Raw genomic sequence first — 23606 nt, forward strand, 5'->3', positions numbered from 1 at the left:
CCGGTAAGGAGGCCTTCACGGCTTTCAAGCTCAGGTGAGCGGGCGGAACCCGACGCGCTCGGCGTCCTCGGCGGTCCGGAACCAGACCTCGGCGACCATCTTCGGGAACTGCGCGGATTCCTCGGTGCAGTACCGCAAGGCCGTGACGCTCGCCTTCACCGCGAAGCTGTCGCTGGGCGCCCCACCGCCGGGCCGGGGCATCGCCGAACCGGGACCGAACGGGCCGGGCGGGACCGCGTCTCCGGCCGCCTGCCGCGCGGGCGGCGGCTCGGGCGCGGAAACCGCCGCCTGGTTCGGCTGCACCGACGGCTCGAACAGCGAGCCGCTGTGCCCGCCGGACAGGTCGGGTTCGCGCCGCTCGACCGTGCGCATCGACGGCTGGATCGGCTGGGGCGCGTCGAAGCCGCCCCGGACCGTCGCCTCACGCGGCTGCCGCTTCGGCAGCACCTGCGTCGCCTCGGCCGGAGTCTCCGGCGGCACGTCCAGCTCGCCGCCGGTCGCCTCGTCGCCGCCGAAGGCGTACTGCGGCGGCTCGGCCTCCTCCGGCTCTTCCTCCGGCGCGGCAGCGGCGGCCGGGCTGAGGTACCGGGTGCGCTCCATCGGTTCCTCGAACGCCGAGCGCTCGGCGGGCGGCTCGTGGTCGAACCAGTCCGGGTCCGGCGCGTGGTGCTCCCCCGACGGCGACTGGAACAGCGAGCCCGCCGTCGAGTCCGGGTCGAGCTGCTGCTCCAGCCGCGAGGTGGCGGGCTCGGGCTCGTCGTCCTGGACCAGGTACTCCGTCGCGGCGGAACGGTAGGGGTCCGGCTCCGGCTCCGCCTCGGGGACCGGCGTCAGGAACTGCGTCGCCGCGGTCCGGTACGGGTCGTCGTCGTCCGCGGGCTCCGGTTCCGGCTCCGGCTCGTAAGCCGCCTCGCGCTCGGGCTCCGGCGGCGTCCGCGACGGCACCTGCGAGTCGAGCTCGGCGAAGTCCTGGTCGATGTCGTCGTGGACGTCGTCGCGGTGGATCGGCGGCGTCGCGAGCAGCGTGCCCGGGTAGGAGGTCTCCTGGCGGGACGGCTCCGGCTCGGGCCGCGGCTCCGGCCGCGAGAACACCTGGGTGCCCGCCGCGCCGGCGTTCGCGGGCGTGCGCGCGGCGTCGGCGTGGGCCTGGGCCAGGGCGCTCTCGAGCTTGCGGACGCTCTTGCGGAGCGGCAGCACGAGCACCAGCCAGGTCAGGAACACCCCGACGAAGAACGCCGCCAGGCTCCACAGCCAAACCTGTCCGAAAATGGACATCTTTCTCTGCCCCTACGTTCAGTGCGTGCGCGCGACCAGGTAGTCGGCGACCGACTCGCAAGCGTCCCGGGCGGGTGACGCGGGCAACGCGGTGAGCTCGGCTCGCGCGCGCTGAGCGTAGTCGGAAAGGGTGACGCGTGCGCGTTCGAGTCCGCTACTGGCCCGCAGCAGCTCCAGCGCCTCCTGGACGAGGGCGTCGTCGCCGATCGGGCCGGACAGCAGCTCGACCAGCCGCGGGTCGGTTTCCGGGTCGGCCAGCGCGTACAGCATGGGCAGCGTCCGGACGCCTTCGCGCAGGTCGGTGCCCTGCGCCTTGCCGAGCTCGGCGGACGGCGACGCGATGTCGATGATGTCGTCGGAGATCTGGAACGCGGTGCCGATGATGTCGCCGAACCGGCGCAGCGCCTCGATGTGCTCCTCGGCGGCGCCGGACATCATCCCGCCGAACCGGCCGGACGTGGCGATCAGCGAGCCGGTCTTCTGCGCGATCACGGAGAGGTAGTGCGCGACGGCGTCGTCACCCGGTCCGGGGCCGACGGTCTCGCGCATCTGGCCGGTGACCAGCTCACCGAAGGTCTCGGCGATGATCCGCGCGGCGTCCGTACCGAGGTCGGCGACCAGGCGCGAGGCGTGCGCGAAGAGGAAGTCGCCGGTGAGGATGGCGATGGTGTTGTCCCAGCGGGCGTTGACGCTCTCGGCGCCGCGCCGCATGTCGGCCTCGTCCATGACGTCGTCGTGGTAGAGCGTGGCCAGGTGCACCAGCTCGACCGCGGCGGCGGCGATCACGACGTGGTCGTCCTGCTTGGGGCCGAACTGCGCGGACAGCAGCGTGAACAGCGGACGGAAGCGTTTGCCCCCCGCCTCGACCAGGTGCGACGCGGCGTCGTTGACGGCCTGGACGTCGCTGCGGACGACGTCGCGCAGCAGCTTCTCGACGTCGGCCAGCCCGCCGGCGATGGCGCGGAGCAGGGCTTCGTCGGCGATGCGCAAGCCGACCGACGCCCGCAGGTCCTCGAGGGCGCCACCCGGCGCAGCGGGGAGGGATCCCGCCCCGGGGGCTGGGGAAGGCACAGACACGTCGGCTCCGCTTCTACTCGTGCACCGGTCGGGTTGTCCCTTGAGCGTAGTGGCTACCCCGCGCGGTCGTTTACCCGCTGTCCAGCGGAAACGGTGACGAACATGACACCGGCCCGGGTCACCGGAGGGGGTGGTTCATGATCCACGAACGGGTGGTTGGCGATTTCGGGCGCAACGGACGTCTCCGGCGGGCGGATATTCAGCCTTGAGGACCGGCGGCTCTCCCGGTCGGCAAGGAGGACAGCGACATGCGCACCACCACCGCTCTCGCCGGAGCGCTGCTGCTGGCCGGGCTCGCGGCGACCGCGACACCGGCCCAGGCCAGCCCCCAACCCGGCGTGGCCAACATCGGCTCCGCGGAGTTCACGAAAGCGGGCTCGACCATCAAGGTCCCGACCCAGGGCCACTGCTCGATCGACGGCCCGACCAGCGCCACGGCCTCAGTGGTCACCAAAACGGGCATCACCTTCGGCGGCGGCACGTCGTCCTGCACGACCACGGTGACGGACCCGGACACGGACGCGACGTCCACCCTGTCGACGGCAACGGGCAAGAACTTCGAGCTTTCGGCCCTGGTGAGCGTGGGCGGCCCGCGCGTCAAGTTCTCGACGTTCACGGTGAAGTGCGCGGCCACCCAGACGCAGACGAGCGCGAACTGGTCGTTCGGCGGGATGTCGGGCATCGCGAACCCGCCGAGCCCGGTACCGGTCGGGTACGTGTCGCCGATCAAGAAGTCGAACGGAACGGTTTTGGCGAACGCGGTGTTCAACATCCAGAACCTGCCCGGCGACGGAAGCATCGGGTTGACGATGCTGCGCATCGATTTCCTGCCGGCTTCGGGAATCAGCGGCCAGGTGGTGCTGGGACACACTTCCTGTTCTCCGACGCCTTAGCGGCGCGGTGCCACGGCCGGGGACCAGCCGAGAGGACGGCCGTGGCACCTCACTGAACATCGGACGTCGGCAACTTCGATGCGGTATTCGCCCTCGGCCGAGTCAGCGCCCTGGTCCGAAATAGTGCTCCAGAACTGACGCGACAACGGCCTTTGCCTTCAGCGCGACCTCGGCCGGCAGAGCCGGCTGACCATCCGTGTCGATGCCGCGCTCCCGCTCGGCGCTGATCTGAAGCCGCACCTGCCCCCTACGCCCGAGGTCGCCGTAGGGGGACGCGTAAACGGAGTACTCATTCCCGGCCAGATTGCGGAAGACCACCGCCGGCTTCTTGCCAAGGGTGACGATCTGCCGGTCGGTCCAGAGGTTCGGATCAGAACCGAAAATGCCCGGCTGGTCACCCGACGCCGTCGCACCGGCTTCGATCTGGAGACGGTGCTGCGGTTCGACGAACCAGCAGGCGCCGGGCGTCGCCAAGGGTTCGAACGCGCTCCCGAAGGCCGTCGCGACGGCTGCCCGGAACACCGCGCATTCGACGTTCGGATCGCGCGCTCCCGCATCGAGCAGGGCGTCCACCCCGCCGACCGGCACCTCGACGTCGACGGCGGGGTCGCAATCGCGTCCGTCGGTGTTGACGACCATGTTCGCGCAAGCCCCGATCCGGCCGGAGTCCTGACCACCTGGCGGGTAAACGAGGTCTTTCGGGAGTGAGCGGGCACCCGCGGTGGCGAATTCCCGCACGATTTCACAGTGAGCGTCGTCTTCGCGCGCACCGTAGGCGATTTCGAACCGCACCGCGCGGACGAAGCTGACCGGAACGAGCACGCTGCAACCGACGACCTGACCATTCACGCGGCGCTCCGTCTGGTAGCCCTTCACACTGGCCAGATCGACGATCGCACCATCGTTCCGCAGCGAGGCAGTCTCCGGAGGCTCGTCACGAACAGTGATCAAAGCGAAGCCGTCTCGCAGGAGTTCACACTGGCGCCGACCGTCGAAGACCCTGGCTTGCCGCGCGACCGGCGCACTACCCGGCGCCTTCCGGCGGTCGTAGACGCCGAGGTCGATCAGCGTGCACAGGTCCAGGGCCGCGAGTGCGGCATCGACCACCTTTTCGTCCCGATCCGCCGGCCGAGATCGCTTCGGGTGCCACGGCACTGAGGACGGCGCGTGACGCGTCGCCTCCGAGGTCTCGCCGGCACAGCCCGACGAGACCAGCAGGCATGCCAAAAGGGCACCGGCGAGTTGACGAAGAGAACTCATTACACAGAGTGTGCACATCGATTTAACCGTCGGCCAGCAGACAGCGTCCCTTACGAGGGAATTCAACCGAACTGATTATCACGTAATGTCACTACGTTCCCGCTCGGCATTCCGGAAGGAACGGATCTTCTTGCAAGGGGGAACCGACGGGCGGGAACCCTGGTAATCTCCGACGCGTCGAACTACGCAGGGTGCCCGGGGTGGAGCACCCTGCAGCCAAGGGGAGAGCAACAGTGACGACGACGGCTTCGGGGTGCCTCAGCCCTGCCACACCCGGTCGGTTCGAGCCGACAGGGGTGCAAGACGATGCCTGACGGCCAGCCACCGGTCTATGACCCGAACACGCGGCGGGCACCGCTGACGCCGACAACCCCACATGCGGGCAGGTATGGGGCGCCCGCGGGGGTGGGTGCGGGCGGCCCTGGCTTCACGTACGACAGGGCGACGCTGGAGCAGCTCGCGAACGACTGGAACAGTCTCGCCGACGAGTTCCGCGACGACCTTGCAAAGGCGAACGTCATAGCTGGCACCCGTGGCCCGGGAAGGGAGTACGCCAGCGACGGTAACGCGGAGATGATCCGCGCATCGGGGTCAGCTTTGGTCACAACTCTGTTCGAACGACAGCGATTTTGTCGAGAGATGGCGAACAAGTTCAATGCAGCATTGGGAAAATACGCCACGGCCGAAGACGCCCACAGTACTGAAGTCAAGCAGACCGGAGGCAGCCTCTAATGCGCCGCATGCTCATACTGCTCAGCGCATCCTTGCTGATACTCACTGCTTGCACGACCAAGAACGACGGCACTCCGTCGCCTTCTGTCAACACTCCTAGCCAACCCACTTCGACCGACTCCCCCGAAAACGTGCCTGGTCCAGGAGTTCCCAAGGTCGAAAAGCCGATCGACATCGCACATTTCAAGCTGACGCCCTGCGATGCTCTAACTGCCCCCGAAGTCACCGAACTGCTCGGCGATGGAGTCACACCCAAACCCGAAGTGAAGGGCGCCGCAGGCCCTCAATGCAGATGGGATTCACCAAGGGTTTCACAAGCTGGGGTCGGTGTAATATTCACCAGCGTCGACAAACGGGGCATCACTCGTGTTTACGAAGCCCAGGGTAAAGAGTATCCATTCTTTAAACCTTTGCCAGCAGTAGATGGTTATCCCGTCGTTGCATATGACGCTTCAGGGGATCAAACAAGTCATGGCAACTGCACTGTTGCACTCGGAACAAGCAATGAACAGACTGTCGATATCGACGTCACTTTATCAGAGGAGAACGTCGGCAAGAAGGATCCCTGCGCCGCCGCACACGACGTGGCAGCACAAATTCTGAACAACCTGCGAAAGGCGAAGTGATGGCCGCCGAAGGACCGCTGACCGCTGCACAAATCTTTGAGCAGATCACCGGTGGCGTCGGGCCTCAATCTCTCGCCGATGCTCAGGACAGCTCCAACTACCTGACCCGGCGGATGGTCGAACGGGCCGAGCGGATCAACGCTCTCCGGGCGAAGACCATGAGCGGCTGGCAAGGCGGCGCCGGAAACTCCGCCGCGGACGCGACGGCGCCGCTCATGCAGGCCGCGATGGACGACGCCATTCACCTCCGGAACGCGCAAACCGCGGTCGAAGCCCAGATCGGCGCTTTCGGGACCGCGAAGAATTCAGTGAAGCCGGTCGCAGCTCAGCCTCCCGAAATCACCGCAAAAGACGTTCTCGACACGTTCACGGGCGACGGCAAGTCGTACCAGACCAAGGTTGCGGGCTGGCAGGCTGACAGCCAGGCCAACATCGACGTCTTCCGCGTCTACCACTCCGCCAGCACCGCCAACGGCACACAGATGCCCGCCCAGTACGCCCAGCTGACCGACGCCGGTGCGCCGATCACGATGGATACCGGGACGCCGCCGCCCACGGGCAAGACCACCGGTACCGATACCGGGTGGCGAACGCGAGACGGACAGCAGACACGTCAGCCAGTCGTCCCGGACCAGACTCAGTTCCGGCCCGGCACGCAGACCGGGCAGAACCAGACCGGGCAGGACCGAACCGGGGGCAACCAGACCGGGCAGGACCCGGCTGGGCAGAACCAGGACCAGGTCGGCGCCCGCCCTCCGGGAACCGTCGCTCCGGCCGCTTCGGACGGCACGCACGCGAACAGCTACGTCCCCAAGCCCGTCATGCCGCCCGCAGCCGGCAGTGGGTACCAGTTCGGGCCGACCGGGCAGCCGATCAACTCGCTCGGACCGGGTGGGTCCGGTTCGTTCGGGCCAGGAAGTGAGTTCGGGCCGGGAAGTGGGTTCGGTCCCGGCCCGGGCGGTGGTGGCTACCGCGGCACCGGCAGCGGCGTTGTGAACGAACCGGGCGCACGCGGGGTGGGAGCGGGCTCCGGCTCGGGGCGGGGCGTGCCCGGCGAGCGCATTGCCGGTGGGCGGCCCGGTGCGGCCGGCACCGCCGGGGGACGGGGTGCCAATGGGATGCCCATGGGCGCCGTCGGCGGGCAGGGCAAAAAAGAGGAGGACAAGGAGAAGAAGGCCGCGGCCTATCTCCGCAACCCCGATCCGGAGGGCATCTTCGGCGGCGACATCGAAAAGCCGATGCCACCCGTGATCGGCGAAAAGCGCTCGCAGCGCTAGCACCACACCAAAGGGGAGGAAACGCGTGGTGCGCGACCAAGCTGAAATTTCGCTGGACACGTTGCTGACCGCGATGCGACAAGCAGGATGCGGTGAGCCGCATCAGGTTTTCGCCGGTGGACTGCGGTACATTCCGCCGTCTTCGGTGAGCCGGGTGAACCGTACGGCGTTCGAGGAACTGAGCGAGTACGGATTCACCCAGGGGGACGGGTTCACGGCCGGATTCGAGGAGATCCTGCACCTGCTCGACCGTCCGGCGACCGAGTACTTCGCCTACGCGCGCGACATGGACGAGCAGCGCGGTGTCCTGGTCGCCGTCCAGGGGCGGTCCGCGGTCGCCGCACGGTGCCAGGGCGAACGTGTCTGGCTCAAGACCGTTTCGCCGGACAACAGCCCAATTGACGCGCTGATCGCGAACCTGCCGCAGTACACCCCGGCGCGCTTCACGCCGTTCTCGTTGCCCCAGGAAGAATTCCGGCGGGAAGAAGAAGTCGACGACATTTACGACAACGGTCCGACACGAAGCCGCGACGTCCGGCAGCTCGACAAGATCTTCGGTCAGCCCCACTACGGTGTCGGCCAGTTCTACGTGGCGAAGCGCAGCCCCGGCGGACCACGGACGATGACCCGGGATTCGGTCAGCTACCTCGACGTCGACTCCGGGCGCATCGCCATGACGCTCACGGGCTCACCGGACAACCGGTACATCACCGTGCTGCCCGGCGAGCCGGGCTTGCTGGCCCGGAAAGTCGCCGACCTGCGGGCGAGCCTCGACCACTGACTCGTACCGGGCAGCGAGCTGCTCGATCAGCCGCCTCGACCGCGTCGGGTCGAGCGCGACCGAGTCCAGCGTGGCCACAGCACGAACGTAGGGCTCGACATGGGCAGCCTGGTCGAGGAGCAGTCCGGAACCGGGCTGCTCGACGTACACCAGCGGGCCGGCGTCGGCGAAGTCGAGCAGCTCGAAGCCCGCGGGGTGGCGCCCGGCGCCGAACGGTACGACGCGCGCCTCGACCTGTGCGCGCTCCGTCATCGCGGCCAGCTGCCTCAGTTGGTGCGCCATCAGCCGAGGGCCGCCGACCACGCGGTGGAGCGCTGCCTCGTCGACGTAGGCCAGCAGCATCGGCACGGACCTGCGGTCGAGCACCGACTGGCGCTCCGGCCTGAGGTTCGGAACGCCCGGCAACGAGCCGGCGTATCCCGATGTCTGCAGGAGCACGGGGATCGAGTTGACCGCGGACTCGACGATCCGGACCGCTTCGGCTTCGTACCGCGCAAGAACCTTGGCCTGCTCAGGTACGTCCGCGGAGTGCATCTCCAGCCAGGCCGGGCGATCGGCCTCGCGTGACATCTCGAGCAGTTTGGTCCGCCGGGCACCAGTCACCTGGTAGACAGCCAGCAGTGCGGCGACTTCTTCGCTCGAAGCGTTGCGCAGGCCGGTTTCCATGCGGCTCAGCGTTGCCTCGGACCACCCCAGTTTGGCCGCCACCTCGACCATGGCGAGCTTGCACGCCCGGCGTTCGGCTCGCAATCCCTCGGCAAGACCGCGAGCCCGCGGCTTGGGTTTCGATCTCGGCACGCCGAAGAGCTTGGCACACCGAAAGGGAAAGCCGAGCAAAGACAACCCGTCCAGGGCGCAGAACGAAGGCCACCATCAGGGGTTCTGATGGTGGCCTTCGGAGGGTGAAACTCAGAGCGCGAAACCGCCCGAACCGGCCCAGCCCAGTGCGAACGCGGGCACCAGGCCCAGCACCAGGGTCACCGCCGTGCCGAGGAAGATCGCCGTGCCCGTGCCGAAGCCCGGGACCGTTACCGAGGGGCCGTCGGCGGCCGGCTCGGAGAAGTACATCAGGACGATCACGCGGAGGTAGAAGAACGCCGCCACCGCGCTGAACACCAGCGCCACCACCACCAGCGGGGCCATTCCGTCCGACAGCGCCGCCGAGAACACCACGAACTTCCCGACGAAACCGGAAGTAAGAGGGATCCCGGCCAACGCCAAGAGCAGGAAGGTGAACACGCCCGCCACCAATGGCGAACGCTTCGCCAGGCCCGCCCACGCCGAGAGATGCGTTGCCTCGCCCGAAGAATCGCGGACCAGGCTGATCACGCCGAACGCCGCCAGGGTAGTGAACCCGTACGCCAGCAGGTAGAACAGCGTGCTCGACAACCCGTCGCGGGTCATCGCGATCGCGCCGATCAGCAGGAAGCCCGCGTGGGCGATGGACGAGTACGCGATCATGCGCTTGACGTCCGTCTGCGTCAGGCCCAGCACCGCGCCGATCACCATCGAGATGATCGCCACGCCCCACAGGACCCCGCGCCACTCCCACGAGGTCGACGAGAACGCCACCGACAGGACCCGCAGGATGCCGCCGAAGGCCGCGACCTTCGTGCACGCCGCCATGAACGCCGTCACCGGGGTCGGGGCGCCCTGGTAGACGTCCGGGGTCCACGTGTGGAACGGGCCCACCGAGCCCTTGAACAGCAGGCCGACGACCAGCAGCCCGAGGCCGGCGAAGAGGAGCGTGTCCGAGCGGTCCGAACCGGCCGCCGCGGCGGCGATGTCGCCCAGCTTCACCGAGTTCGCGTAGCCGTACAGCAGCGCCAGGCCGTAGAGGAAGAACGCCGAGGAGAACGCGCCCAGCAGGAAGTACTTGACCGCCGACTCCTGCGAGAGCAGCCGGCGACGGCGGGCGAGGCCGCACATCAGGTACAGCGGGAGCGACAGCACTTCCAGCGCGATGAACATCGTCAGCAGGTCGTTCGCCGCGCAGAACGCCATCATGCCGCCGAGGGCGAACAGCGTCAGCGGGAACACCTCGGTCTGCATGACCGTCGCCGTCTGGGCACGGTCCTGGACCGTGCCCGGGCGGATGCCGGCCTGCGCGACCAGCGCGCCGCCCGGCTCGACCACGCGGTCCGAAACCAGCAGCACCGCGCCGAGGGCCAGTGCGAGCAGCGTGCCCCAGAGGAACAGCGCCGGGCGGTCGATCGAGATCGCGCGGCTGAACGTCGTGACGCCGCCCGCCGGGGCGGACCCGGTCGCGTAGACGACCAGTGCGACGCCCGCGCCGACGATCGCCAGCAGGCTCAGGATCACCTGCGAGCGGAACCGCGAGCCCTTCGGGAAGAACGCCTCGACCAGCACGCTCAGGCACGCCGCGCCGAAGACGATCAGCACCGGCAGCACGGCCGGGTAGTCGACCGACGGCACCTGCACCGGCTGCGGTGCCTGGGTCAGGAGGATGTCGAGCACGGTTTACTTGCCTCCCTGGACCGCGGACAGCGTCTGCTGCACCGTCGGGGTGACTGTGTCGAGCACCGGCTTCGGGTAGAAGCCGAGGACGAGGATCAGCACGACCAGCGGGGCGAGGATCGCGATCTCCCGGCCGTTCAGGTCGGTGATCGCCTTCTTCGCACCCAGTTCCGGCGCCATCGCGGTGCCCGGTCCCCCGCCGACGCCGATCAGGGCGTCACCGCGGACCGGGCCCTGCATGACCCGCTGGTAGAGCCACAGCACGTACGCCGCGGCGAGGACCATGCCGACCGTCGCGAGGATCGTGTAGACCGGCTGGTCCACATAGGACCCGATGAGCACCAGGAACTCCGAGACGAAGGAGTTGGTGCCCGGCAGCGACAACGTGGAGAGACCGGCCAGGAGGAACAGCCCCGCCAGCAGCGGCGTCACCTTCGCCATGCCGCCGTAGTCCGAGATCTTCGACGACCCGCCGCGCGCGATGACCAGGCCGATCACCACGATCAGCATGCCGGTCGCGAGGCTGTGGTTGAGCATGTACGTCGCCGAGCCGACCATCGCCTGCTCGTTGAACGCGAAGATGCCCAGCGAGATGAAGCCGAAGTGCGCGATGGACACGTAGGCGATGAACCGCTTCATGTCCCGCTGGCCCGCGGCGAGGATCGATCCATAAAGGACGCCGACCACCGAGAGCACCAGCACCAGCGGTGCCAGCGTCTTGCTCGCGTCCGGGAACATCGGCAGGCAGTAGCGCAGGAACCCGAACGTGCCGACCTTGTCCAGCACGCCGACCAGCAGGACGGCGACGCCGATCGGTGCCTCCCCCGCCGCGTCCGGCAGCCAGGTGTGGAACGGCACCAGCGGCGCCTTGATCGCGAAGGCCAGGAAGAACCCGAGGAACAGCCAGATCTGCGTGGACAGCGGCGCGTCGCGCACCACCGTCACCAGCGTGGCCCAGTCGAACGTGCCCTTGCCGAGCTTGTCCGCCGCCAGCGAGTACGCCCCGATCGCCGACGCCAGCATGATCAGGCCGCCGAGGAACGAGTAGAGGAAGAACTTCACCGCCGCGTACTGCCGGTTAGCGCCGCCGTAGCCGCCGATGAGGAAGTACATCGGGATCAGCATGATCTCGAACAGCACGTAGAACAGGAAGACGTCGGTCGCGGCGAAGACGCCGATCGTGAGCGCTTCCTGCAGCAGGATCAGCGAGAGGAACCCGCCCGCGCTGCGGCCCGCCGGCAGCTTGTCCAGCGTGCCGAGCCCGCCGACGACGATCGGCACCAGCAGCGCGATCACCGCGATCATGATCAGCGAGATGCCGTCGGTGCCGAACGCGATGTGCACGCCGAAACTGGGGATCCAGTCGAAGCTCGACGTCATCTGCAGCCGCGCGCCCGAAGGCGAGTAGCTGAGCCAGAACGGGATGATCAGCAGGAACTCGAGGATCGAGAACGCCAGCGCGGCCAGCACCGCGGCGCGGTCGTTCCCCTTGAGGAACGCCAGCACCAGGGAGCCGGCGAGCGGCACCAGGATGAGGATGAGCAACCAGGTCATCAGGAGAACCTCACCAGCAGGAGAGCCGCCAGAAGCAGGAACGTGCCGCCCAGCATCGACAGCGCGTAGGACCGGACGAACCCGGTCTGGAGCCGCCTCAGCCGGCCGGAGCCGCCGCCGAGGGAGGCGGCGAGGCCGTTGACCGCGCCGTCGACGCCGCGGTTGTCGACGAACACCAGCGCCCGCGAGAGCCAGGTGCCCGGGCGGGCGACCAGCGTCTCGTTGAGGGCGTTGCCGTACAGGTCCTTGCGCGCGGCGCGGGTGACGAACGAGACCCGCTGCGGCTGCTCGACCGGCACGTCGCGCCGGAAGATCAGGTACGCGATCAGCACGCCCAGCACGGAGAACACGATCGCGGCGACGGAGATCACCCAGGCGTCGAACGGCGCGTGGTGCGCTTCCTCCAGCTCGCCGACCGAGGGGGTCAGCCACTCGGCGAAGCGGTCACCGAGGGCGAAGAACGCGCCGGCGCCGACCGAACCGACCGCCAGGACGGCCATCGGGACCCACATGACTGCCTTGGACTCGTGCGGGTGGAAGTCGCGGCCGTCGGTGCTCTTGAGGTCCTTCCAGCGCTCCTTGCCGAAGAACGTCATCATCATCAGGCGGGTCATGTAGAAGGCGGTGAGCCCGGCGCCGAGCAGGGCCGCGCCGCCCATCACCCAGCCGCGCCAGCCGCCCTGGCCGAACGCCGCTTCGATGATCGCGTCCTTGGTGAAGAAGCCCGACAGCGGCGGGATGCCGATCAGGGCCAGGTACCCGAGGCCGAAGGTGATGAAGGTGATCGGCATGTGCTTGCGCAGGCCGCCGAACTTCCGCATGTCGACCTCGTCGTTCATGCCGTGCATGACCGACCCGGCCCCGAGGAACAGCCCGGCCTTGAAGAAGCCGTGCGCCACCAGGTGCATGATGCCCAGCGCGTACGCGATCGGCCCGAGGCCGACGGCGAGCATCATGTAGCCGATCTGGCTGACCGTCGAGTACGCGAGGACCTTCTTGATGTCGTCGTACGCGCAGCCGATGACGCACCCGAGCAGCAGGGTCACCGTGCCGACCAGCGTCACGATCAAGCGGCCGTCTTCGGTGGCGTTGAAGATGTCCTTCGAGCGGGCCACCAGGTAGACGCCCGCGGTCACCATCGTTGCGGCGTGGATCAGGGCCGACACCGGGGTCGGGCCCTCCATCGCGTCCGGGAGCCACGCCTGCAGCGGGAACTGGCCGGACTTACCGCAGGCGCCGAGCAGGAGCAGGATCGCCATCGCGGTGATCGCCGCCGGCGAGAACTTGCCGTCGCCGACCGCCTGGAAAACCTGCGCGTAGCCGGTCGAGCCCGCGTACTTGAACATGATGAAGATCGCCAGCGCGAGCCCGACGTCCCCGACGCGGTTCATCAGGAACGCCTTCTTCGCCGCGGTCGCGGCGGACGGGCGGCCCTGGTACCAGCCGATGAGCAGGTAGGACGCGAGACCCACGCCCTCCCAGCCGAGGTAGAGCGTCACGAAGCTGTTGCCCAGCACCAGGACCAGCATCGAGGCGACGAAGAGGTTGAGGTACGCGAAGAAGCGGTACCGGCCCTCGTCGTCGGCCATGTAGCCGATCGAGTAGTAGTGGATCAGCATGCCGACGCCGGTGATGAGCAGTACGAACGTCAGCGACAGCGCGTCGATCCGCAGCCCGAAGTCCACCTGCAGCTGGCCGACCGGGATCCACGAGTACACCTTGGTGTCGGTCGTGGTGCCGGTGTCGGCCGTGAAGAACAGGATCAGCCCGTAGACGAAGGCGAGGGTGACGGTGGCACAGCCGAGCAGATGCCCCCAGGCCTTCGCACGCTTCCCCGCCAGCAACAGGATGAGCGCGCCGAGGCCAGGGAGGGCCACCAGCAGCCACGATGATGCGGTCACTCGGTGTCTCCTAGTACTTCAGCAGGTTGGTGTCGTCGACCGAGGCCGAGCGCCGGGTGCGGAAGATGGCCATGATGATCGCCAGGCCGACCACGACCTCGGCGGCCGCGACGACCATGACGAAGAACGCCATGATCTGGCCGTCAAGCCCGCCGTTGATCCGGGCGAAGGTGACCAACGACAGGTTCACGGCGTTGAGCATCAGCTCGATGCACATGAACACGACGATCGCGTTGCGCCGCACCAGCACGCCGACCGCGCCGAGCGCGAACAGCAGCGCCGACAGCAGCAGGTAGTACGTCGGGGTCATGCCTTCTCCCCCTCGGAATCGGAGCTTTCGGAGCCGACCAGCGCGTGCGCGTCCGGGTGCTCGACGTCGTCCGCGACGAGCTTGCGTTCCTTCGCCAGCTCGATCGCCGAGGTGGACTCGATGATCGCCGAGAGCGACTCCGGGGCGACCGAACCGTCCGGGAGCAGCGCCGGCGTCGCCACCGAGTTGGCGGTGGCGAAGACACCCGGGCCGGGCAGCGGCGAGGGCCGGTCGTGCTCGCCGCGGAAGCGGGCAACGACCAGTTCCTTCTGGGTGCGCTTCCCGCCCTTGGCGTGCCGGTCGGTGAAGGCCAGCACCATCGCGCCGATCGCGGCGGTGATGAGCAGCGCCGACGTCAGCTCGAACGGGAACAGGTAGTCGGTGAAGATCAGCCGGCCCAGGCCCTTGGGACCGCCGCCGGCCGGCGTCGCCGAGTCGAGCGGCGTCGCCGGGGTGACGTTCTCCATCGCCCGGTAGATCCCGGTGGCCAGCAGCGCGGCCATCCCGATGCCGAGCACCGTCGCGGCCAGCCGCTGTCCACGGAGGACTTCGACGACCGAGTCGGAGCTCTCACGGCCGACCAGCATCAGCACGAACAGGAACAGCATCATGATCGCGCCGGTGTAGACGATGATCTGCGTGAAGCCCAGGAACGGCGCCGACTGGATCATGTACAGCGCGCCCAGGCTCAGCATCGTCAGGACCAGCCACAACGCCGAGTGGACGGCGTTGCGGGAGAAGATCATGCCGAGCGCGCCGAGCAGGCAGAGCGGGCCGAGGATCCAGAACGCGATGGCCTCGCCGACGGAAACACCCGCGGCGGCCCCGGTCGGGGCCTGGGTCAGGAGGGCGGCGATCACTTCGGAGCCTCCCCACGAGCCAGCTCCGGACCGTTCACGTAGTAGTCCTGCTCGTTCTCGCCGAGCCGCATCGGGTGCGGCGGCTGCTCCATGCCGGGCAGCAGCGGGGCGAGCAGGTCTTCCTTCGTGTAGATCAGCCGCTGGCGGTCGTCGTCGGCCAGCTCGTAGAAGTTGATCATCGTCAGCGACCGCGTCGGGCACGCCTCGATGCAGAGGCCGCAGCCGATGCAGCGCAGGTAGTTGATCTGGTAGTCCGCGCCGTACCGCTCGCCCGGCGAGTACCGGGCCTCCTCGGTGTTGTCACCGCCCTCGACGAAGATCGCGTCCGCCGGGCACGCCCACGCGCACAGCTCGCAGCCGACGCACTTCTCGAGGCCGTCCGGGTGGCGGTTCAGCTGGTGCCGTCCGTGGTACCGCGGGGCGGCGGGAGCGCCGGCCTCGGGGTACTCCTCGGTGGCGACCTTCTTGAACATCATCCCGAAGGTGACGCCGAAGCCCTTGACGGGATCAAGAAACCCCATCTTGCGCTCCTTCCTTTGCGGTACCGACGGCCGCCGGCTTGCGGCGGGCCGCCTTCGCCTCGGCCTTGGCCAAAGCCTTCTGACGCGGGGTGGTCTGCGGGACCTTGAGGTCCAGCGGCGGGACCGGGAAACCGCCACCGGTCACCGGCACGGTCTCGCTCTCCTCTTCGCGGCCCGCCGCGCGGACGTAGAAGAACAGGGCGACGACGATGAAGATGGCGACCGCGGCGATGATGATCGACGCGGTGTTCCAGGCGATGACCTTCGCGAAGGTCACCATGATGATCCACACCAGGTTCAGCGGGACCAGGACCTTCCAGCCCAGACGCATGAACTGGTCGTAGCGCAGGCGGGGCAGCGTGCCGCGCAGCCAGATGAACCCGAACAGCAGCACGAACATCTTCGCGAAGAACCACAGCACCGGCCACCAGCCGGTGTTGAGCACGTTGTTCCCGATCAGCGACAGCGGCCACGGGGCCATCCAGCCGCCGAGGAACAGCGTCGTCGCGAACGCCGAAACGATCACCATGTTGACGTACTCGGCGAGGAAGAACATCGCGAACTTCATCGAGCTGTACTCGGTGTGGAAGCCGCCGACCAGCTCCGATTCGGCCTCCGGGAGGTCGAACGGGGCGCGGTTGGTCTCGCCGACCATCGAGATCAGGTAGATCACGAAGCTCGGGACCAGGTAGAGGAACCACGCCGGCTGCTGCTTGCTGACGATGTCGGCCAGGTCCAGCGAACCGGACTGCAGGATCACCGCGACGATCGAGAGACCCATCGCGATCTCGTAGGAGATCACCTGCGCCGCGCTGCGCATGCCGCCGAGCAGCGGGTACGGCGAGCCGGACGCCCAGCCGGCGAGCACGATGCCGTAGACGCCGATCGAGGAGCAGGCCAGGATCACCAGCGCGCTGACCGGCAGGTCGAGCAGCTGGAGCACGGTCCGCTCGCCGAAGATCGACACCACCGGGCCGAACGGGATGGCCGACAGCGCGATCAGCGAGGGCACCACGCACAGGACCGGCGCGAGGAAGTACACCTTGCGGTCGGCGGTGTCCGGGATGATCTGTTCCTTGAACGGCAGCTTGATCGCGTCCGCCAGGGACTGCAGGTAGCCGCCCGGGCCGACCCGGTTGGGGCCGGGCCGGTTCTGCATCCGGCCGACCGCCTTGCGCTCCCAGACGATCAGGAAGATCGTGAAGATCGGCCCGATCAGCAGGATGACCACGCACTTGAGCAGGATCAGCCAGAACGGGTCGTCCGCCAGCAGCGCCGCCCGCGTCGCGGCGTCCGGCACACTGCCCACGGCCGCTTCGGTAAGCAACGGTGTCACTGTTCACCCCCAGCGAGGTTCACCACGGCGCCGTGGCCGGCACCGAGCGTCTTGAACACGGCCGAGCCCTCGGAGTTGCCCGGCAGCCACACGACGCCGTCGGGCAGGTCCGCGATCTCCACCGGCAGCGTGATCGCACCGCGCTCGGTGCTCACCTTCACCGCGGCGCCCAAGCCTTCCGCGGTCTTCGCGGACAGCCGCGCGACCGGCGTGCGCTGGGTGCCCTTGAGGTGCGGCTCGCCGTCCTGCAGGGACCCGTTGTCGATCAGCTGGCGCCAGGTCGACAGGACCGCCTGGCCCGCGCCCGGCGTCACCGGGGCCGGCACCTCGACGGCGACGTGGGCCCAGTTCAGCGCCGAGGCCTTGCCGAGCTTCTCGAAGTCACCGCGAGCGGCGGCCGGGGTCTGCGTGAACAGGTCGGCGTCCATCTCGACGGCGAGGGTGTCGAGCACCCGGCAGTCCGGCAGGGCGCCGGTGCCTTCGAGGGTGACGTCGAACGGGCGGGTGCGGCCCTCCCAGTTGAGGTAGCTGCCCGCCTTCTCGTCCGACGCGGCCACCGGGAGCACGACGTCCGCGCGCTCGGTCACCGCGCTGTGGCGGAGTTCGAGGCTGACGACGAAGCCGGCGTTGTCCAGCGCGCGCAGCGCGAGGTCCGGGTCCGGCAGGTCGTACGGGTCGACACCGCCGACGACCAGGCCGCCGAGCTCGCGGCGGGAAGCGGCCTCGAGGATGCCGGAGGTGTCGCGGCCCGGCGTGGCCGGAACCGGGACGCCCCAGGCGTTTTCGACGGCGACGCGAGCGGCGTCGTCGGTGACGCGGCGGCCGCCGGGCAGCAGCGTCGGGACGCAGCCGGCCTGCAGCGCGCCGCGGTCGCCGGCCCGGCGCGGGATCCACGCGAGCCGGACGCCGGTGCGCTCCACCAGGTCCTGCAGCGCGGAGAACAGGCCGGGCACCTGGGCGGCGCGCTCGCCGACCAGGACGACCGAGCCGTCGCCGCGCAGGGCCTCGTCGAGGTCCGGCGCGTGCTTGGCGATGCCGTCGATGGCGGCGGCTTCCTGGCCGGGGACGCAGGCGAGCAGCTCGCCGAACGTCTTGCGCACCGACGAGGTCGTCCACTGTCCCAAGTGGACGACGCGGGTGCGGTTCTTGCGGGCCGCCTTGCGCAGCCGCAGGAACACGATCGGCGCCTCGTCCTCGGGCTCGAAGGCGACGCACAGGACCGTGCGGGCCCGCTCGATCTCGCCGAAGGTGACGCCGGACTCCGCCGTCACGCCCACGACCCGCGAGGTGAGGAACGCGAGCTCCTCGGCCGAGTGCGGGCGAGCGCGGAAGTCGACGTCGTTGGTGTGCAGGGCGACCCGGGCGAACTTCGCGTACGCGTAGGCGTCCTCGACGGTCAGCCGGCCGCCGGGCAGAACGCCGACGCCGCCGTTCGAGCGGGCCTCGGTGAGGCCGGCGGCCGCGGTGCGCAGCGCGTCGGTCCAGGAGGCCTCTTCCAGCTCACCGGTCGTCTTGTTCCGGACCAGCGGACGGCGGATGCGGTCGTCGGCCGAGGTGTAGCGGAAGGCGAAGCGGCCCTTGTCGCAGATCCACTCCTCGTTGACCTCGGGGTCGTCGCCGGCCAGCTTGCGCTGGACCTTGCCGCGCCGGAAGTCGGTGCGCTCGGCGCAGCCCGACGAGCAGTGCTCGCAGACGCTCGGCGAGGACACCAGGTCGAACGGCCGCGACCGGAAGCGGTAAGCCGCGCTCGTCAGGGCACCGACCGGGCAGATCTGGATGACGTTGCCGGAGAAGTAGGACTGGAACGGCTGGCCGGACGTCGTCCGCGACGCCAGGTCCAGGACGTCCGCCGTCTCCGCGGTGCCGATCTGCTGGTGGGCGCCGCGTTCGAGGAGCTCGATGAACGGGTCGCCGGCGATCTCGCGGGAGAACCGGGTGCAGCGCTGGCAGAGCACGCAGCGCTCGCGGTCCAGCAGCACCTGCGTCGAGATCGGCAGCGGCTTCGGGAACGTCCGCTTGGTGTCGACGAACCGGGAGTCCGTGCGGCCGTGGGCCAGCGCCTGGTTCTGCAGCGGGCACTCGCCGCCCTTGTCGCAGATCGGGCAGTCCAGCGGGTGGTTGATGAGCAGCAGCTCCATCACGCCCTGCTGGGCCTTGTCCGCGACCGGCGACGTCAGCTGCGTCTTGACGACCATGCCGTCGGCGACGGTCATCGTGCAGGACGCCTGCGGCTTCGGCATCGGCCGGCCGCCCATCTCGACCTCGACCAGGCACTGGCGGCAGGCGCCCGCCGGGTCGAGGAGCGGGTGGTCGCAGAACCGCGGGATGACCGTGCCGAGGCGTTCGGCCGTGCGGATGAGGAGCTCGCCCTTCGGGGCGATGACCTCTTCGCCGTCGATGACCAGCTTGACGTGGCCCTCGGGGACCGGCGTCTCGGTGGTCTCGGGCTTGTCGGGCGCGATCGTCATGCCTGCGCTCCCACCAGTTCGCGCTTGTTGCTCTCACACAGAGCGAGGAATTCGTCGCGGAAGTACTTGATGCCGCTCTGGATCGGCGACACCGCGCCGTCGCCGAGGGCGCAGAACGACCGGCCGAGGATGTTGTCGCAGACGTCGAGGAGGGTGTCGATGTCCTCCTCGGTGCCGTGGCCCTCGACCATCCGCTCGAGGATCTGCGCCAGCCAGTACGTGCCTTCGCGGCACGGCGTGCACTTGCCGCAGGACTCGTGCTCGTAGAACTGCGTCCACTTCATCACGGCCCACGGCACCGACACGGTCTCGTTGAAGACCTGGACGGCGGTGGTGCCCAGCATCGACCCGGCTTCCGCCGCGCCTTCGAAGTCCAGGGGAACGTCGAGGTGCTCGGCGGTGAACATCGGGGTGGACGAGCCGCCCGGGGTCCAGAACTTGAGCGGGATGCCGTCCTTCATGCCACCCGCCATGTCCAGCAGCTCGCGCAGTGTGGTGCCGAGCGGGCACTCGTACTGGCCGGGCTTCTCGACGTGGCCGGAGATCGAATAGATCTTCGGGCCGGGCGACTTCTCGCGGCCCATCTCGCGGAACCAGCTCGAACCGCCGTTGACGATGAACGGCGCGCTAGCGATGGTCTCGACGTTGTTGACCGTGGTCGGGGCGGCGTACAGCCCCGCGGCGGCCGGGAACGGCGGCTTGAGCCGCGGCTGGCCACGACGGCCTTCCAGCGAGTCGAGCAGCGCCGTCTCCTCGCCGCAGATGTACGCGCCCGCACCCGCGTGGACGGTGATCTTCAGGTCGAAGCCGGAGCCGAGGATGTTCTCGCCCAGGTAGCCCGCCGCTTCGGCTTCGCGCACGGCCGCGTTGAGGCGGCGGATGCAGTGCAGCGCCTCGCCGCGGACGTAGATGAAGCAGTGGTTGGACCGCATCGCGTACGAGGCGATGATGCAGCCCTCGATCAGCGAGTGCGGGTCCGCCATCATCAGCGGGATGTCCTTGCAGGTACCCGGTTCGCCCTCGTCGGCGTTGATCACCAGGTAGTGCGGCTTGTCGAAGTTCGGCGGCATGAAGGACCACTTGATGCCGGCCGGGAAGCCCGCGCCGCCGCGGCCGCGCAGGCCGGAGTCCTTGACCACCTGGACGAGCTGCTCCGGCGTCCCGGCCAGTGCCTTGCGGACGGCGGTGTAGCCCTCGAGTGCCTCGTACGTCGCGATCTGCCAGGAGTTCGGCGACAGCCAGCGCTTCGTGAGGACCGGGGTAATGGGATCGGCCATTACTTCTTCTCCACTTCCGGCAGCGGGACGTCCTGAGCGACCGGGGCGACCCAGCCGCGGTCCTGCGCGAGCTTCGCGCCCCGCAGCGTCTCGACGGCCTGCGACGGGCCGTCGACGTCGCGGCGGTAAGCCGTCTCGTCCTCCGGGAAGAACCCGGCGAGCTGCAGCTCGGCGCCCTTGAAGGTGGTCAGCGGCGCGCCGCGCGTCGGGGCCGGCTTCTTGCCCGCCTGCAGCGCGTCGACCAGCGCGACGGCCTTGTCCTCGGTCTGGTTGTCGAAGTACTCGTAGTTGACCTGGATGACCGGCGCGAGGTCGCAGGCCGCGAGGCACTCGGCGTGCTCGAGGGTGATCGAGCCCGGCTCGTTCGGCGTGCCCGCGGTTTCGTTGTGCCCCAGCGGCTTCTCCTCGGACCCGAGGTGCGTCTGGAGCCGCTTGTAGATCGCGTCGCCGCCCATGGCCGCGCACAGCGTGTTGGTGCAGACGCTCACGAGGTGCTCGCCGCACGGCTTGCGCTTGTACATCGTGTAGAACGTCGCGACCGCGCTGACCTCGGCGTCGGACAGGTCGAGCTGCTTCGCGCAGAACGCGATGCCCTCCTGGCTGACGTAGCCCTGCACGGACTGCACGAGGTGCAGCATCGGCAGCAGCGCCGAGCGGGACATCGGGTAGCGGGAGATGATCTCCTGCGCCTGTGCCGTGGTGCCGGCGTCGAAGATCTCCTCGAGCGGCGTGTCTTCGATGATCCCGGCGGCCACCGCGGGGTCCGGCGCGATGGCGACGACGTCGACGTCCGGACCGGCCGCGGCGTGCGTTACGGCAGCGTCGTTGGGGCCGGGTTCGGGAACTGCTGTGCTCATCGGTCCACTCCCCCCATGACGGGGTCGATCGAGGCGATCGCGGCGATCACGTCCGCGACCAGGCCGCCTTCGGCCATTGCGGGCATCGACTGCAGGTTCACGAAGCTCGGTTCGCGCACGTGGACCCGCAGCGGCCGGGTGCCGCCGTCGGAGACCAGGTGCGCGCTCAGCTCGCCGCGCGGCGACTCCACGGAGGTGTAGACCTGGCCGGCCGGCACCTTGAAGCCCTCGGTCACCAGCTTGAAGTGGTGGATCAGGGACTCCATCGACTGGCCCATGATCTTCTTGACGTGCTCGAGCGAGTTGCCCATGCCGTCGCTGCCGATCGACAGCTGCGCGGGCCAGGCGACCTTCTTGTCCTCGACCATGACCGGGCCAGGCTCGAGCTTCTCCAGGCACTGCTCGATGATCTTGAGGCTCTCGTGCATCTCGTGCACCCGGATCAGGTAGCGCGACCAGCAGTCGGCGCCGTTGTCCACGGGCACGTCGAAGTCGAACTCGTCGTAGCAGGAGTACGGCTCGGTCTTGCGCAGGTCCCACGGGAGGCCGGCGGACCGCAGCACCGGGCCGGTGACGCCGAGCGCGAGGCACGCGTCGACCGGCAGGTAGCCCACACCCTTGAGCCGGTTGCGCCAGATCGGCTGACCGGTGAAGAGCTTGTCGTACAACGGAAGGCGCTTCTTCATCGTCTTGACGAAGTCGGTGACCTTCTCGTGGTAGTCGGCCGGCATGTCCTGCGCGAGGCCGCCGGGGCGGATGAACGCGTGGTTCATCCGCAGGCCGGTCAGGTGCTCCAGCAGGTGCAGGACCTCTTCGCGCTCGCGGAAGCCGAGCGTCATCGCGGTGGTGGCGCCGAGCTCCATGCCGCCGGTCGCGATGTAGACGAGGTGCGAGCCGATCCGGTTGATCTCCAGCAGCAGCACGCGCAGCAGCTGCGCGCGGCGCGGGGCTTCGATCTGCAGCAGCTTCTCGACGCCGAGGCAGTACGCCATCTCCGTCGAAAGCGGGGCCAGGTAGTCCATCCGCGTCACGAAGGTGACGCCCTGGGTCCAGGTCCGGTACTCGCAGTTCTTCTCGATGCCGGTGTGGAGGTAGCCGATGACCGACCGCAGCTGCGTGACGGTCTCGCCCTCCATCTCCAGCACGAGCCGGAGCACGCCGTGCGTCGACGGGTGCTGCGGGCCCATGTTGATGACCATGCGCTCGTCGTGCTGGGCGTCGGCGATGACGTCGTCCCAGTCGCCGCCGGAGACCGTGTAGACGCGGCCCTCGGTGGTGTCACGGGAATCGGCGTAGCTGACGTCGTCGGTGCTGTCGCTGCCCGGCGCGCTCGTGTCCGTCCCGGTGGTGACGTCGGAAAGGTTCTCGGTGCTCACGAGTACGACCTCCGCTGGTCCGGCGGCGGGATCTCCGCGCCCTTGTATTCGACCGGGATCCCGCCGAGCGGGTAGTCCTTGCGCTGGGGGTGGCCGTCCCAGTCGTCCGGCATGAGGATGCGGGTCAGCGCCGGGTGGCCGTCGAAGACGATGCCGAACATGTCCCAGGCCTCGCGCTCCTGCCAGTCGGCGGTCGGGTAGATCCCGACCAGCGACGGCACGTGCGCGTCCTCGACGTCGAGGGTGACCTCGAGGCGGATCCGGCGGCGGTAGGTCAGCGACGTGAAGTGGTAGACCGCGTGCAGCCGCTGCGGGACGTCGACGCCGTAGTCCACGCCGGACACCGAGGACAGCAGCTCGAAGCGGAGGCCGCCGTCGTCGCGCAGCACCTTCGCGATCGCGGGCAGGTGCTCGCGGGCGACGTAGAAGGTGATCTCGCCGCGGTCGACCGTCGTCTGCAGGATCGCTTCGGCGGGGATCTTGTTGTCCGACAGAGCGGCGTAGAACTCGTCGGCGAACTGGTCGAACCAGCCGCCGTACGGGCGCTCGGCCGGCGCGGGGCTGTAGGCCGGGAGCCGGACGCCGCCGTAGCCGGAGGTGTCGCCGGTGCCGTGGACACCGAACATGCCCTGGCGTTCGCGGCCGGTGACGACCGCTTCGGCGGGCCGGGTGCCGGTCGGCTCGAGGCCGCCTTCGGCACGCTCGGCGCTGGACTGCTCTTCGCCGGGTTGGGGGTTCTCAGTCATC

General features: G+C 68.8%; 21 protein-coding genes. 5 read left to right on the plus strand and 16 right to left on the minus strand.

Annotation, left to right across the window (positions count from 1 at the left end):
* Window positions 1-30: 30 nt before the first annotated feature.
* Both H4696_RS30835 and H4696_RS30840 read right to left on the minus strand, forming a co-directional pair.
* Window positions 31-1275, minus strand: coding sequence for a sunset domain-containing protein (locus H4696_RS30835; protein WP_086865173.1), 1245 nt, complete (start codon window positions 1273-1275; stop codon window positions 31-33).
* Between the two features lie 18 nt (window positions 1276-1293).
* On the minus strand, window positions 1294-2346 hold the full coding sequence (locus H4696_RS30840) for a polyprenyl synthetase family protein (RefSeq protein WP_086865172.1): 1053 nt from the start codon (window positions 2344-2346) through the stop codon (window positions 1294-1296).
* A 254-nt stretch (window positions 2347-2600) separates the two neighbouring features.
* Here H4696_RS30840 and H4696_RS30845 point away from each other — a divergent pair, with 254 nt between their 5' ends.
* Window positions 2601-3245, plus strand: a complete 645-nt coding sequence (locus H4696_RS30845; RefSeq protein WP_169735213.1) for a hypothetical protein — start codon at window positions 2601-2603, stop codon at window positions 3243-3245.
* Window positions 3246-3347: 102 nt separating this feature from the next.
* Here the strand turns inward: H4696_RS30845 and H4696_RS30850 are convergent, their stop codons facing one another.
* Entirely contained in the window at window positions 3348-4505 is a 1158-nt protein-coding gene (locus tag H4696_RS30850) for a hypothetical protein (RefSeq protein ID WP_192782627.1), read from the minus strand.
* A 306-nt stretch (window positions 4506-4811) separates the two neighbouring features.
* Between H4696_RS30850 and H4696_RS30855 the strand changes: the two genes are divergently transcribed.
* The 4 genes from H4696_RS30855 (at window position 4812) to H4696_RS30870 (ending at window position 7921) form a co-directional block, all read left to right on the plus strand.
* Window positions 4812-5237, plus strand: coding sequence for a hypothetical protein (locus tag H4696_RS30855; protein WP_086864515.1), 426 nt, complete (start codon window positions 4812-4814; stop codon window positions 5235-5237).
* An 8-nt stretch (window positions 5238-5245) separates the two neighbouring features.
* Complete coding sequence (locus H4696_RS30860; protein WP_158104416.1) at window positions 5246-5863, plus strand: DUF3558 domain-containing protein; 618 nt, start codon at window positions 5246-5248, stop codon at window positions 5861-5863.
* Window positions 5863-7140 carry a PPE domain-containing protein gene (locus H4696_RS30865; protein WP_086864513.1) on the plus strand — a complete coding sequence of 426 codons (1278 nt, stop codon included), beginning with the start codon at window positions 5863-5865 and terminating at the stop codon, window positions 7138-7140. Before H4696_RS30860 ends, H4696_RS30865 begins: the two co-directional genes overlap by 1 nt.
* Before the next feature lie 73 nt (window positions 7141-7213).
* On the plus strand, window positions 7214-7921 hold the full coding sequence (locus tag H4696_RS30870) for an ESX secretion-associated protein EspG (protein ID WP_249027216.1): 708 nt from the start codon (window positions 7214-7216) through the stop codon (window positions 7919-7921).
* Here the strand turns inward: H4696_RS30870 and H4696_RS30875 are convergent.
* From H4696_RS30875 to H4696_RS30935, 13 genes are all read right to left on the minus strand, one after another.
* Window positions 7829-8719, minus strand: coding sequence for a helix-turn-helix domain-containing protein (locus H4696_RS30875; RefSeq protein WP_086864517.1), 891 nt, complete (start codon window positions 8717-8719; stop codon window positions 7829-7831). The two genes, H4696_RS30870 and H4696_RS30875, sit on opposite strands and share 93 nt — an antisense overlap.
* Window positions 8720-8830: 111 nt before the next feature.
* Window positions 8831-10399 carry an NADH-quinone oxidoreductase subunit NuoN gene (gene nuoN, locus H4696_RS30880; RefSeq protein ID WP_086864511.1) on the minus strand — a complete coding sequence of 523 codons (1569 nt, stop codon included), beginning with the start codon at window positions 10397-10399 and terminating at the stop codon, window positions 8831-8833.
* Between the two features lie 3 nt (window positions 10400-10402).
* Entirely contained in the window at window positions 10403-11953 is a 1551-nt protein-coding gene (locus tag H4696_RS30885) for an NADH-quinone oxidoreductase subunit M (RefSeq protein ID WP_192782628.1), read from the minus strand.
* Entirely contained in the window at window positions 11953-13854 is a 1902-nt protein-coding gene (gene nuoL, locus H4696_RS30890; RefSeq protein ID WP_086863137.1) for an NADH-quinone oxidoreductase subunit L, read from the minus strand. Before nuoL ends, H4696_RS30885 begins: the two co-directional genes overlap by 1 nt.
* Window positions 13855-13864: 10 nt before the next feature.
* Window positions 13865-14164, minus strand: coding sequence for an NADH-quinone oxidoreductase subunit NuoK (nuoK, locus tag H4696_RS30895; protein ID WP_003081840.1), 300 nt, complete (start codon window positions 14162-14164; stop codon window positions 13865-13867).
* Complete coding sequence (locus H4696_RS30900; RefSeq protein ID WP_086863136.1) at window positions 14161-15024, minus strand: NADH-quinone oxidoreductase subunit J; 864 nt, start codon at window positions 15022-15024, stop codon at window positions 14161-14163. Before H4696_RS30900 ends, nuoK begins: the two co-directional genes overlap by 4 nt.
* Window positions 15021-15545: an NADH-quinone oxidoreductase subunit NuoI gene (nuoI, locus tag H4696_RS30905; protein WP_086863135.1), complete on the minus strand. Its 525-nt coding sequence runs from the start codon at window positions 15543-15545 to the stop codon at window positions 15021-15023. The genes H4696_RS30900 and nuoI overlap by 4 nt, the downstream gene beginning before the upstream one ends.
* On the minus strand, window positions 15532-16881 hold the full coding sequence (gene nuoH, locus H4696_RS30910) for an NADH-quinone oxidoreductase subunit NuoH (RefSeq protein ID WP_086863134.1): 1350 nt from the start codon (window positions 16879-16881) through the stop codon (window positions 15532-15534). The genes nuoI and nuoH overlap by 14 nt, the downstream gene beginning before the upstream one ends.
* Complete coding sequence (locus tag H4696_RS30915; protein ID WP_086863133.1) at window positions 16878-19349, minus strand: NADH-quinone oxidoreductase subunit G; 2472 nt, start codon at window positions 19347-19349, stop codon at window positions 16878-16880. The genes nuoH and H4696_RS30915 overlap by 4 nt, the downstream gene beginning before the upstream one ends.
* On the minus strand, window positions 19346-20626 hold the full coding sequence (gene nuoF / locus H4696_RS30920) for an NADH-quinone oxidoreductase subunit NuoF (protein WP_086863132.1): 1281 nt from the start codon (window positions 20624-20626) through the stop codon (window positions 19346-19348). Before nuoF ends, H4696_RS30915 begins: the two co-directional genes overlap by 4 nt.
* Window positions 20626-21483 (minus strand): NADH-quinone oxidoreductase subunit NuoE, encoded by an 858-nt coding sequence (gene nuoE / locus H4696_RS30925; protein WP_086863131.1) that lies wholly within the window; start codon window positions 21481-21483, stop codon window positions 20626-20628. The genes nuoF and nuoE overlap by 1 nt, the downstream gene beginning before the upstream one ends.
* Window positions 21480-22859: an NADH-quinone oxidoreductase subunit D gene (locus tag H4696_RS30930; protein ID WP_192782629.1), complete on the minus strand. Its 1380-nt coding sequence runs from the start codon at window positions 22857-22859 to the stop codon at window positions 21480-21482. Before H4696_RS30930 ends, nuoE begins: the two co-directional genes overlap by 4 nt.
* On the minus strand, window positions 22856-23605 hold the full coding sequence (locus H4696_RS30935) for an NADH-quinone oxidoreductase subunit C (RefSeq protein ID WP_086863693.1): 750 nt from the start codon (window positions 23603-23605) through the stop codon (window positions 22856-22858). The genes H4696_RS30930 and H4696_RS30935 overlap by 4 nt, the downstream gene beginning before the upstream one ends.
* Between the last annotated feature and the right edge of the window lies 1 nt (window position 23606).

This window comes from Amycolatopsis lexingtonensis (assembly GCF_014873755.1).
Taxonomy (GTDB): domain Bacteria; phylum Actinomycetota; class Actinomycetes; order Mycobacteriales; family Pseudonocardiaceae; genus Amycolatopsis; species Amycolatopsis lexingtonensis.